Origin of the sequence: Kitasatospora sp. NPDC051164, assembly GCF_044455625.1 — a bacterium.
GTDB lineage: Bacteria > Actinomycetota > Actinomycetes > Streptomycetales > Streptomycetaceae > Kitasatospora.
Window position 1 is genome coordinate 51128 of the sequence record NZ_JBITFB010000019.1, and the last position, 12595, is coordinate 63722.

Sequence of the window (12595 nt, forward strand, 5' to 3'; positions counted from 1 at the left end):
GGGAGACGCGGGGCGCGTTCAGCGCGCGCGCAGGACCGCGCAGCCGCCGGGGGCCAGTTCGTCGACGGTGCCGTCGGTGAGCAGGTCGTGGCCCGGCCGGGGCAGCGGCACGGCGTCGGAGCGGTGGTTGAGCAGCAGGTGCCAGCCCCGGCCGTCCGGGGCGTGCCGGGTGACGGCTTCGACGCCGGCCGGCAGGCCGGGCAGCTCCGGGACGACCCCGGCCTCCGCCAGCAGACGGCCGATCAGGGCGGCGTACCCGGGGTCGTCCAGGCGGGTGGAGAGGTACCAGCCCCGGCCGGAACCGAACCGGTGGCGGGTCAGGGCCGGGCTTCCGGCGAGCATGCCCTCGGTGTAGGCGGCGAGCGCCTCGGCGCCCTCGGTGCGCAGGGACTCGCTCCAGGAGGTGGCCGTCGAGCCGTCGGACAGCGCGATCTGCTCGCCCTTCCGCAGCGGACGGTGCTCCTCGACCCGGATGCCGAGCGCCTCGCGCAGCGGTGCGGCCGGGTAGCCGCCGAGCCGGGCGTGGAGGCGTTCGTCGACGATGCCGCCGAAGTGCTGGACGAGCAGGGTGCCGCCGGCGGCGACGTAGCGGCGCAGGTTCCCGGCGCCCGCGTCGGTGAGCAGGAACAGCGCCGGGGCGAGGACGACCCGGTAGCGGCTCAGGTCGTGTTCGGGGTGGGCGACGTCGACCGTCCGGCCGGCGTCCCACAGTGCCCGGTGGGCGCGGCGCAGTGCGGCGAGGTAGTCGAGTTCGCAGGACGGGAGCCCGTCGACGTTCATCGCCCACCAGGCGTCGGAGTCGTGCAGGACGGCGACCTCGGCCCGGACGGTGGAGCCGGCGAGTTCGCCGAGCCGGGCGATGGCCTCCCCGGTCGCCGTGACCTCGCGGAAGGTGCGGCTGTCCGGCCCGGCGTGCGGGACCATCGACGAGTGCCACTGCTCGGCGCCGGCCCGGGACTGGCGCCACTGGAAGAACAGGGCGCCCTCCGCGCCGCGGGCGATGTGGGCGAGCGAGTGGCGCAGGATCTCACCCGGTTCCTTGGCGAGCACGCGGCCGCCGGCGTAGACGGTGTTGGTGCCCTGTTCCATCAGCAGCCAGGGGGCGCCGCCGGCGAAGGAGCGGGCCCGGTCGGCGTCGAAGGCGGCCTGGGCGGCGGCGTCGATGCCGGGGGCGGTGGGGTAGTGGTTGACGGAGACCAGGTCGACCTCGCGGCCGAAGGCCCACAGGTCCAGGTTCTGGTAGCCGGGCAGCATGAGGTTGGTCGTCACCGGGCGGTCGCTGTGGGCGCGGATCGCGTCGCGCTGCTCGCGGTAGGCGGCGAGGGTCTCGTCGGACCAGAAGCGGCTGTAGTCCAGCGCCTGGCCGGGGTTCTTGTGCCACTGGGTGGCCCGCGGCGGCAGGATCTGCTCCCAGGAGCTGTAGCCCTGGCTCCAGAAGGCCGTCCCCCAGGCCTCGTTGAGGGCGTGGAGGGAGCCGTGGCGGGCGCGCAGCCAGACCCGGAAGGCGGCCGCGGCGTGGTCGCAGTAGCAGAGGGTCGCGTACTCGTTGTGCACGTGCCACAGGGCGAGCGCCGGGTGGTCGCCGTAGCGTTCGGCGAGGGCGCCGGCGATGCGGCGGGCGGCCCGGCGGTAGGCGGGCGCGGCGAGGCAGTAGGTGTCCCGGCTGCCGTGGGTCAGGCGGGCGCCGTCGGGGCGGACCGTCAGGGCGTCCGGGTGGGCCAGGCTGAACCAGGGCGGCGGGGAGGCGGTGGGGGTGGCCAGGTCGACGGCGACGCCGGCCGCGTGCAGCCGGTCGAGGTGGGCGTCGAGCCAGTCGAAGTCGTAGCGGCCCTCCTCGGGCTCCGTCAGGGCCCAGGAGAAGACGCCGACGGTGGCGAGGTTGACCCGCGCCCGGCGCATCAGCTCGTCGTCCTGCTTCCACACCTCTGCGTCCCACTGCTCGGGGCTGTAGTCCCCGCCGTAGGCGAGGCCGCCGAGGCGGTCGGTGAGCCGGCGGATGTCCATCTGGGAACCGTCCTTCTCGTCGTGGTGTCAACTTCGGTGCGACGCCGGGGCGGTGCTTTCGCGGACCATCAGCTCCGGCGGCATCAGGACGAGCCGGTCCTCCGGATCGTCGCCCGCGGCGCGCGCGGCGATCCTGGCCATGACCTGCTCGACGGCCACCTGCCCGAGGTCCTTCCGGGGGCTGGTCACGGAGGTGAGCCGGGGGGAGTGCTGCTCGGCCAGTGGGTCGGGGCAGATGGCGATGACGGAGGCGTCCTCCGGCACGGTCCGCCCGCCGGCGCGCAGCAGGCTCAGCAGCGGGCCGATCGCGGCCTCGTTCTGCACGACGAAGCCGGTGGTGTCCGGCCGGTCCGCGAGGATCCGGGCCAGGGTGCCGGCGGTGCTCTCGTAGGTGCCCTCGCACGGGCGGTGGAGGAAGCGCAGGCCGCGTCGTTCCGCGCGGGCGCGGAAGCCGGTCAGGGTGCGCTCGGCGTAGCCGGCATGCCGTCGGTAGACGCCGCTGCTGTAACCGATGAAGGCGATGTCGCGGTGGCCGAGGTCGGCCAGGTGGTCGGCGCACAGGGCGCCGGCGGTGGCGAAGTCGTGGTCGACGCAGGAGAGTCCGGCGGGGTCGTCGGGCAGGCCGATGAGGGCGGCCGGGATGTCCTCGGCCCGCAGGACCGGGACGCGGTCGTCGTCCAGCCGCACGTCCATCAGGATGACGCCGTCGGCGAGTCCGGTGGCGGCGACCCGGCGGACGCCTTCGGGCCCTTCGTCGTTGGTGAGCAGCAGGACGTCGTAGCCGTGTTCGCGGGCCGCCACGGTGACCGCGATGGCGATCTCCATCATCGTGGGCACGTGCACCTCGGGGTGGAGCGGCACCACCAGGGCGATGATGTGCGAACGCTTGCCGGCCAGGGCCCGGGCACCCGCGTTGGGGTGGTAGCCGAGGTCCGTGATGGCCTGTTCGACGCGGATCCTGGTCTCGTCGGAGATCGGGCGCTTGCCGCTGAGGGCGTAGCTGACCGTGCTGGACGAGACGCCGGCGTGCCTGGCCACATCGGCGAGTGTCACCATCGCTCTGGTTCCTTCGTGTCGGTTCCGGTGGGGAGCGGTCCCGGCCGTGCGCCGGGGAGGTCCGCGCGGGACCGCTCCGGGTCCGTGGGGCCCGGCTGGCCCGGGCGGACGGCTCAGCCCTTGATCGCGCCGATGAGGACACCGGTACGCAGGTGCTTCTGCACGAACGGGTTCACGATCACCAGTGGTACCAGGGTGAGGACCACGACCGCCATCTGCAGCGACAGCTCATGGTGGCGTGGCCCCTCTCCGTCGCAGCGTCGGAAGCGTCGAAGCGCTTGGAGGTTTCGCCGAGACTAACGATGCGTTATCAGTTGAGCAAGAGGCTGAACAAATACAAAATCGGTTGCGCTCGGGGGAGTTGACAGTCACTTCGGAGCCTGTCAACGTCGAAGCGCTTCGATGAACGATGCCGAGTCCAGCCCGCCCGAGGGGTATTCCACGTGAGTTCCGTGCCCGCGTCCGCAGCCGGCCTGCCCGGTTTCCGCAATCCCACGCTTCCCCTGCGCAAGCGTGTCGACGACCTGCTCCACCGGCTCACGCTCGACGAACGGCTCGCGATGCTGCACCAGTACGCGCCCGCCGTGCCGCGCCTGGGCGTCGCCCCCTTCCGCACCGGAAGTGAGGGCCTGCACGGCGTCTCCTGGCTCGGGGTGGCAACGGTCTTCCCGCAGGCCGTCGGCCTCGGCGCCAGCTGGGACGAGGACCTGGTGCGCGAGGTCGCCGAGGCGGTCTCGACCGAACTGCGCGCCTTTCACTACCACCGCCCGCCGGCGATCGGCACCACCGAACGCGGGGCGAACTCCCTGCAGGCCTGGGCCCCCGTGCTCAACCTGCTGCGCGACCCGCGCTGGGGGCGCAACGAGGAGGGCTACTCCGAGGACCCGGTGCACACCGCCCGGGTCGGCGAGGCGTTCTGCCGGGGCCTCGCCGGCGACCACCCGACCTACCTGCGCACCGCCCCCGTGCTCAAGCACTTCCTCGCCTACAACAACGAGGACGACCGCTGCACCACCTCCTCCTCGCTACGCCCCCGCGTGCTCCACGAGTACGACCTCGCCGCCTTCCGCCCGGTCGTCGCCTCCGGCGCCGCGACCGGCGCGATGGCCGCCTACAACCTGGTCAACGGCCGCCCCTGCCACGTCAGTCCGCTGATCGAGGCGGAGCTGCGCCGCTGGGCCGAGCCCACCGGCCACGAGCTGTTCGTGGTCAGCGACGCCGAGGCCCCCTCCAACCTGGTCGACCCGGAGCACTACTTCGACGACCACGCCGAGTCCCACGCGGCCGCGCTGAAGGCAGGCATCGACAGCTTCACCGACCATGGCGAGGACAGCGCGACTCCGGTCGGCCGGCTGCGCGAAGCGCTGGAACGCGGACTGATCGACGAGGCCGACGTGGACCGCGCGGTCCGGCGGCAGCTCGAACTGCGCTTCCGCCTCGGCGAGTTCGACCCCGAGCTGGACCCCTACGCCGACACCGGACCCGAGGTGATCGACTGCCCCGAGCACCGCGACCTGGCCCGGCAGGCCGCGACCGAGTCGACGGTGCTGCTCAAGAACGACGGCCTGCTGCCGCTCGACCCGGCCCGCACGCCGCGGATCGCTGTCATCGGCCCGCTTTCCGACACGCTCTTCGAGGACTGGTACAGCGGCACCATGCCGTACCAGGTGGGCATCGCCACCGGACTGGCCGAGGCCGTCGGCGCACACGGCGCCGAAGTGGTCCGGGTGGCAGGCGCCGACCGGATCACCCTGCGCTCGCGCACCACGGGAGACCTGCTCGGCAAGTCCGCCTACGACGTGACCGACTGGGGCGGCGGCGCCTTCACCCTGTGCGCCGCCGACACCGGCCGCTACCTGAGCCTTCAGGACGACGACGCCCTGGCCGCCGACCGGGAAGTGATCAGGAGCTGGTTCGTCAAGGAGACCTTCCGGCTCGAACCGGCCGGCGCCGACACCGTGCTGCTCCGCTCCGTGTTCACCGGGCGCTACGCCGCCGTGGACCCGACCGACGGCCGGGTGACCGTCAGCGCCGAGAGCGCGGACGATGCCGAGCGCTGGCAGCGCGAGCTGGTGCGCGACGGCATCGCCGAGGCGCGGGCGGCCGCCGAGACGGCGGACGTCGCGGTCGTCGTCCTCGGCAACCACCCGATGGTCAACGGCCGCGAGACCGAGGACCGCGCGGACATCGACCTGCCCGAGGGCCAGGAGGAACTGCTGCACGCGGTCGCCGCCGTCCGCCCGGAGACGGCCCTGGTCGTGATGAGCAGCTACCCCTACGCCCTCGACTGGGCCGACGAGCACCTGCCCGCCGTGGTGTGGACCTCCCACGGCGGGCAGGAGACGGGGCATGCCCTGGCCGCCGTGCTGCTCGGCGGGGCCGAGCCCGCCGGCCGCCTGCCGCAGACCTGGTACCGGGGCGACGACCCGCTGCCCGCCCCGCTCGACTACGACATCATCAAGGCGGGCTGGACCTACCAGTACCACCGGGCCACCCCGCTCTACCCCTTCGGGCACGGGCTGTCCTACACCGACTTCGCCTACCGCGACCTGCGCCTGTCGCAGCCGTCGATCGACCAGGACGGGTCGGTCGACGTCACCGTCACACTGGCCAACAGCGGACGGCGGCCCGGCAGCGAGGTCGTCCAGCTCTACGTCCGGGCCCTGGACGCCCGCTACGAGGCACCCCGGCTGCGCCTCGCCGACTTCCGCAAGGTCCACCTGGAGCCCGGCGAGGAGCGGGAGTTGACGTTCCGACTGTCAGCCGACCGGCTCGCCCACTGGGACGTCGCCACCGGGGCCTTCACCGTCGACCCCGGCGGCTACGAGGTGGTCGTCGCCCGCAGCTCCGACCACCCGGTCCTCACGGCGCCGCTCACCGCGCTCGGGGCGGTGGCCACGCCCCGCGTGGTCCTCGAACGCCGCACCCCGGCCGTCGACTTCGACGACTACACGGACATCACCATCGTCGACGCCGACCGCACCGACGGCGACGCGGTCACGCCCACCGATCCCGCGCAGCCCGCGACGCTCCTCTTCCGGGACGTCGACCTCTCCGGAGCCGTCCGGATCACGGTGGAGACCGCCCGCGAGGACGCCGGACCGGGCAGGGCCGGGCTCGAAGTCCACGCCGGCAACCGCCTGTTGGCCGAACTCGACGTGCCCGTCACCGGCGACCGCTACGCCTGGACGGTCACCACCGCCGAACTCGCCGCCCCGCTCGACGGTACGCACGACCTGAGCCTGACCCTGCACGGCGACGTCCGCCTCGCCGCCTTCCGCTTCGGCGGGGCCGGCCAGGCCGACTGAGGACCGTCGCCCCACGGACCGGCGGCCCGCCCATGGGGTGGGCGGGCCGCCACCCTCACCTGTCCGGCGCTGCGCGCCGCACCCGTTCGCTTCCGTCACCCCGCCGCCCGGAGGCGTCCCCATGCCGCTGCTCACACCCCACCACACCGGCTCGTCATCGCTCCATCCGGAGGAATCCCCCATGCCGCTCACAGACTTCGGACTCGACGAACTCGTCCGCTACCGGCCGGAGCCGTCCGCCCCGCAGGACTTCGACGACTTCTGGCAACGGACCCTCGCCGACGCCCGCTCGCACGGCGGGGCGGTCAAGGTCGAACGCGTCACCGCGCAGTACGGACTGCGCACCGTCGAGGTGGACGACGTGCGGTTCCCCGGCTGGAACGGCGAGCCGGTGGCCGCCTGGCTGCTGCGCCCGCGCGGCATGGCGGGGCCGCTTCCGGTCGTCGTCACCTACATCGGCTACTCCGGCGGCCGCGGGCTGCCCACCGAGCACCTGTTCTGGTCCGCCGCCGGGTACGCCCAACTCGTCGTCGACAGCCGGGGCCAGGGCCGGGACACTCCCGACCGGGGCGAGGGCGACGGCACCCAGTGGGCCGAGGGCTTCATGACCCGCGGCATCGACTTCCCCGAGAACCACTACTACCGGCGGCTGATCACCGACTGCGCGCGCGCCGTGGACGCCGTCACCCGACTGCCCGGCCTCGACGGCAACCGGATCCTGCTGGCCGGCGGCAGCCAGGGCGGCGGCCTGGCCATCGCCGTCGCCGGGCTCACCGGGGACCGCGTCGCGGCGGTGATGCCGGACGTGCCGTTCCTGTGCCACTTCCGCCAGGCGACGCAGATCGCCGGGGAGGGGCCGTACCAGGAGATCGTCAAGTACCTGCGCTGGCACAGCCCGAACCGCGTCCAGCAGACCCTTGACACCCTTGACTACTTCGACGGAGTCAACTTCGCCCAGCGGGCCACCGCGCCGGCCCTGTTCAGCGTCGGCCTGATGGACCCGGTCTGCCCGCCCTCCACGGTCTACGCCGCCTTCAACCACTATGCCGGTGAGGACCGCACCATGACGGTCTGGCCCTTCGCCGACCACGGCGGCGGCTGCGGCGCCAACCCGCCCGCCCAGCTCGCCTGGCTGCGGGAGCGCGGACTCACGCCGAAGCCCGCCGCGTGAGCGAACGAAGCGAGCGAGTCATCAGGAGGTGCGCATGAGCACCCCGGCCTTCCCGGAACTGCCCGCCGGCTTCCGCTTCGGCGCCGCCACCGCCGCCTACCAGATCGAGGGCGCCCACGACGAGGACGGCCGCGGCCCGTCCATCTGGGACACCTTCAGCCACACCCCCGGCCGCACCCTCGGCGGCGCCACCGGCGACACCGCCTGCGACCACTACCACCGCTACCCCGAGGACGTCGCCCTGCTGCGCGGGCTCGGCGTCGACAGCTACCGCTTCTCGATCGCCTGGCCCCGCCTGCTGCCCCGGGGCACCGGGTCCGTCAACCGGAAGGGCCTGGACTTCTACGACCGGCTGATCGACGAACTGTTGGACGCCGGGATCGCGCCCGCAGCCACCCTCTACCACTGGGACCTGCCGCAGGCCCTGGAGGACCGGGGCGGCTGGCGCGTCCGGGAGACCGCCGAATCGTTCGCGGAGTACGCCGCCCTCGTGGCCGAGCGCTACGGGGACCGGGTCGATCGCTGGATCACCCTCAACGAACCGTTCTGCTCCGCGTTCGTCGGCTACGCCGAGGGCCGGCACGCGCCCGGCGCCCAGGAGGGGCGCGGCGCCCTCGCCGCCGCGCACCACCTGCTGGTCGCCCACGGCCTCGCCGTCCGGGAGCTGCGCGCCGGGGGCGCCGGGGAGGTCGGGATCACGCTCAACCTCGACCGCCTGCACGCCGCCTCCTCCCTCCCGGAGGACCGGGCCGCCCGGCGCCGGGCCGAGGTCCTGCACAACGAGGTGTGGACGGCGCCGCTGTTCGCCGGGCGCTACCCCGCGCACGAGGCCGACACCTGGTGCGGTCTCGCGGACGGCCCCTGGCGGCGGCCGGGCGACCTGGACCTGATCGGCGCGCCGCTGGACTTCCTCGGCGTCAACTTCTACCGACCGATCACCGTGGCCGCCGCGTACCACCGCACGGACGACGTCGACCGGCGCACCGCCGTGGACATCGGAGTCACGGAGCTGGACCCGTACGGCACCCGGCACACCACCATGGGCTGGCCCGTCGTGCCGACCGCGCTCACCGAACTGCTCCGCGGCCTCCACGCCCGCTACCCGCAGCTCCCGCCGGTCTGGATCACCGAGAACGGCTCCGCCGAGGCCGACAGCCTCACCCCCGACGGCCGCGTCCACGACGCGGAGCGGATCGACTACCTGGCCGGCCACCTCGCCGCCGTCGCCGACGCCATCGCGGCCGGGGTCGACGTGCGCGGCTACTACGTCTGGTCCCTGCTGGACAACTTCGAGTGGGGGCGCGGCTACGAGCAGCGCTTCGGCCTGGTCCACGTCGACTACGACACCCTGACCCGAACGCCCAAGGACAGCTACCACTGGTACCGGGGCCTGATCACCGCGCACCGCGCGCGGACGGAGGAACCTGCCCGATGAAGTTCACCGACGGCTACTGGCTGATGCGACCGGGCGTCACGGCGCGCTACGCCACCGAGGTCGCCGATGTCCGGACCGACGATGACCGGATGACCCTCTACGCGCCCGTGAAGCACGTGCGCGGCCGCGGTGACACGCTCAACAGCCCACTGCTGACCGTCGAGTGCTGGTCCCCGGCCGAGGGCGTGATCGGGGTGCGCACCACCCACCACGCCGGATCGGTGCGGCGCGGACCGGAGTTCGCGCTGCCCGGCGCCGAGCAGGGCAGCGGGAAGGTGCGCCGGGACGGCGACGTGGTGGAGCTCTGCGCCGGCGAACTGACCCTGCGGGTGGACACCTCGAAGCCGTGGCAGCTGGAGTTCACCGCCGGCGGCCGGGTCCTGACCACGGTGGGCGAGCGCGGCACCGGCTTCGTCACCGACGCGGGCGGCCGCCACCACATGCTCGGACAGCTCGCCCTGGGCGTCGGCGAACTGGTTTACGGCCTGGGGGAGCGGTTCACCCCGTTCGTCCGCAACGGCCAGGTGGTGGACATCTGGCAGGCGGACGGCGGCACCAGCAGCGAACAGGCGTACAAGAACGTCCCGTTCCACCTGACCAACCGGGGCTACGGCGTCCTCGTCAACCACCCCGGCCGGGTCAGCTACGAGATCGGCTCCGAGGCGGTCGGCCAGGTGCAGTTCAGCGTCGAGGACCAGTCGCTGGAGTACTTCGTCGTCCACGGCCCGACCCCCAAGCTGATCCTGGAGCGCTACACCGCCCTCACCGGCCGCCCCGCGCTGCCCCCGGCCTGGGCACTGGGCCTGTGGCTGACCACCTCCTTCACCACCGACTACGACGAGGCCACCGTCAACCGCTTCGTCGGCGGCATGGCCGAACGCGGCATCCCGCTGAGCGTGTTCCACCTCGACTGCTTCTGGATGCGCGAGTACCAGTGGAGCGACTTCGCGTGGGACCCGGACACGTTCCCGGACCCGGCCGGCATGCTGGCCCGGCTCAAGCAGCAGGGGCTGCGCATCTCCGCCTGGATCAACCCCTACATCGCCCAGAAGTCGGAGCTGTTCGCCGAGGGCATGCGCGAGGGCTACCTGGTGCGCCGCCCGGACGGCAGCGTCTGGCAGTGGGACCTCTGGCAACCGGGCATGGCCCTGGTGGACTTCACCAACGCCGCCGCCCGTGACTGGTACACCGGCAAGCTGCGCACCCTGCTGGCGGTCGGGGTGGACTGTTTCAAGACCGACTTCGGCGAGCGCATCCCCACCGACGTCCTCTGGCACGACGGCTCCGACCCGGAACGGATGCACAACTACTACACCCAGCTGTACAACCGGGCCGTGTTCGAGCTGCTCCGGGAGGAGCGCGGGGAGGGCGAGGCGCTGCTGTTCGCCCGTTCCGCGACCGTGGGCGGCCAGCAGTACCCGGTGCACTGGGGCGGCGACTGCGAATCGCACTTCAACGCCATGGCCGAGTCGCTGCGCGGCGGACTCTCCCTCGGGCTGTCCGGGTTCGGGTTCTGGAGCCACGACATCGGCGGCTTCGAGGGCACACCGACCCCCGCCGTCTTCAAGCGCTGGACACAGTTCGGCCTGCTCTCCTCGCACAGCCGGCTGCACGGCAGCAAGTCCTACCGCGTGCCGTGGGACTTCGGCGAGGAGGCCGTCGAGGTCACCCGCGAGTTCACGCTGCTCAAGCACCGCTTGGCGCCCTACCTCCAGCACGCGGCCCAACAGGCGCACGCCACCGGCCTCCCGGTGATGCGCGCCATGGTGCTGGAGTTCCCGGACGACCCGGCCGCCGCCGCGCTCGACCGGCAGTACCTGCTCGGCGACGACCTGCTCGTCGCCCCGGTCTTCACCGAGGACGGCACGGTCGAGTACTACGTGCCCGAGGGGACGTGGACCAACATCCTGACCGGCGACCAGGTCACCGGCCCGCGCTGGGTGCGCGAACGGCACGGCTTCCACACCCTGCCGCTGCTCGCCCGCCCGGACTCCGTCATCGCGTTCGGGGCGGACGACCAGCGCCCGGTCTCCGCCTGGGCCGAGGGCGTCGAGCTGCGGGTGCACGCTTTCGCCGACGGCGCCGAGCGCAGCGTCGTGATCCCGCGCACCGAAGGCACCGGCGAGAGCGCCCGCTTCCGGCTGCGCCGCACCGGCGACCGGCTGAGGGTGACCACCGACAGCCCGCACCCGTGGCAGCTGAGGCTCGGGGGCCCGGACGGCGCCCTGCACGTCAGCCCGGCCGGCACCCACGAGGCCGAGCTGACCTACCCGGCCTGAGGCCGGCCCCGGACGTGAGGTCCCGCGTGCCCCCGCATGGGCGCGCGGGACCTCGCTCCTTGTCGTCCGTACTCGCCGGGTCGCGCGGGCCGGGTCGGACGGATCCGTACGACCCGGCTGACGGACGCGGTCAGCGGGCGCCGAGGAGGTGTTCGAGGGCCAGCTGGTCCAGCTGCTCGAAGGCCATGCCGCGCCGGGCGGCGGCGTCGACGTCGAACTCCTCGAATGCGGAGCGGTCCGCCAGCAGCCCGCTCAGGCCGTCCTCCGCCGTGGGGAGGGCGAGTTCGGGCAGCCGGGAGGCGGCGAGCGCGGCCCGCACCTCCGGGTCGGCCCGGAAGGCGCGGGAGCGCTCGGCCAGCAGCAGGTAGTTGCGCATGCAGCCGGCCGCGGACGCCCAGACGCCGTCGAAGTCCTCGGTGCGCGGCGGCTTGAAGTCGAAGTGCCGCGGGCCGTCGTAGCCGGCCGATTCCAGCAGGTCGACCAGCCAGAAGGCCTGCCGCAGGTCGCCGGCGCCGAAGCGCAGGTCCTGGTCGTACTTGATGCCGGACTGGCCGTTGAGGTCGATGTGGAACAGCTTGCCGTGCCACAGGGCCTGGGCGATGCCGTGCGGGAAGTTGAGCCCGGCCATCTGCTCGTGGCCGACCTCGGGGTTGAGACCGACCCGATCGGGCCGCTCCAGCGCGTTGATGAACGCCAGGGCGTGGCCGACGGTGGGCAGCAGGATGTCGCCGCGCGGCTCGTTGGGCTTGGGCTCGATCGCGAAGCGCAGGTCGTAGCCCTGCTGCTCGACGTACTCGCCCAGCAGGTCGAAGGCCTCCTTCAGCCGGTCGAGCGCGGTGCGCACGTCCTTGGCCGCGCCGGACTCGGCGCCCTCGCGCCCGCCCCAGGCGACGTAGACCGAGGCGCCGAGCTCGGCCGCCAGGTCGATGTTGCGGATCGTCTTGCGCAGCGCGTAGCGCCGGACGTCGCGGTCGTTGGCGGTGAAGGCGCCGTCCTTGAAGACCGGGTGGGTGAACAGGTTGGTGGTCGCCATCGGGACCGTCAGCCCGGCGTCCTCCAGTGCGGCCCGGAAGCGCTTGACGCTCTGCTCGCGGGTGGCCTCGCCCGCCCCGAAGGGGATCAGGTCGTCGTCGTGGAAGGTGACGCCGTAGGCGCCGAGGTCGGCCAGTCGCTGCACGGTCTCGACCGGGTCGAGGGCGGGGCGGGTGGCGTCGCCGAAGGGGTCGCGACCCTGCCAGCCGACGGTCCACAGACCGAAGGTGAACTTGTGCGCGCGGGTGGGGGTGAGGGCGTCGCTGGACATGGAGCAGCTCCGGATTCAGTGCCGAGAGGGGTGTTTGTC

7 protein-coding genes are annotated in these 12595 nt (G+C 73.1%); 4 read left to right on the forward strand and 3 right to left on the reverse strand.

The window, feature by feature from the left end:
• Nucleotides 1-18 precede the first annotated feature (18 nt).
• Both ACIBEC_RS27110 and ACIBEC_RS27115 read right to left on the reverse strand, forming a co-directional pair.
• Nucleotides 19-2004 carry a beta-galactosidase gene (locus ACIBEC_RS27110; RefSeq protein ID WP_360508174.1) on the reverse strand — a complete coding sequence of 662 codons (1986 nt, stop codon included), beginning with the start codon at nt 2002-2004 and terminating at the stop codon, nt 19-21.
• A gap of 27 nt (nt 2005-2031) precedes the next feature.
• Nucleotides 2032-3060, reverse strand: a complete 1029-nt coding sequence (locus ACIBEC_RS27115; RefSeq protein WP_360508177.1) for a LacI family DNA-binding transcriptional regulator — start codon at nt 3058-3060, stop codon at nt 2032-2034.
• 452 nt (nt 3061-3512) lie between these two features.
• Between ACIBEC_RS27115 and ACIBEC_RS27120 the strand changes: the two genes are divergently transcribed.
• The 4 genes from ACIBEC_RS27120 (at nt 3513) to yicI (ending at nt 11253) form a co-directional block, all read left to right on the forward strand.
• Nucleotides 3513-6368 carry a glycoside hydrolase family 3 C-terminal domain-containing protein gene (locus tag ACIBEC_RS27120; protein WP_396289106.1) on the forward strand — a complete coding sequence of 952 codons (2856 nt, stop codon included), beginning with the start codon at nt 3513-3515 and terminating at the stop codon, nt 6366-6368.
• Between the two features lie 181 nt (nt 6369-6549).
• The gene (locus ACIBEC_RS27125; RefSeq protein WP_360508184.1) at nt 6550-7539 is read left to right on the forward strand and encodes an acetylxylan esterase; all 990 of its coding nucleotides are present in this window, start codon (nt 6550-6552) and stop codon (nt 7537-7539) included.
• 34 nt (nt 7540-7573) lie between these two features.
• A complete protein-coding gene (locus ACIBEC_RS27130) occupies nt 7574-8974 on the forward strand; it encodes a GH1 family beta-glucosidase (RefSeq protein ID WP_360508187.1) in 1401 nt (466 codons plus the stop codon).
• Nucleotides 8971-11253, forward strand: a complete 2283-nt coding sequence (gene yicI, locus ACIBEC_RS27135) for an alpha-xylosidase (protein WP_360508190.1) — start codon at nt 8971-8973, stop codon at nt 11251-11253. Before ACIBEC_RS27130 ends, yicI begins: the two co-directional genes overlap by 4 nt.
• A 130-nt stretch (nt 11254-11383) precedes the next feature.
• On the opposite strand, the gene xylA is transcribed toward yicI, so the two are convergent.
• A complete protein-coding gene (gene xylA / locus ACIBEC_RS27140) occupies nt 11384-12556 on the reverse strand; it encodes a xylose isomerase (RefSeq protein WP_360508193.1) in 1173 nt (390 codons plus the stop codon).
• Nucleotides 12557-12595 lie beyond the last annotated feature (39 nt).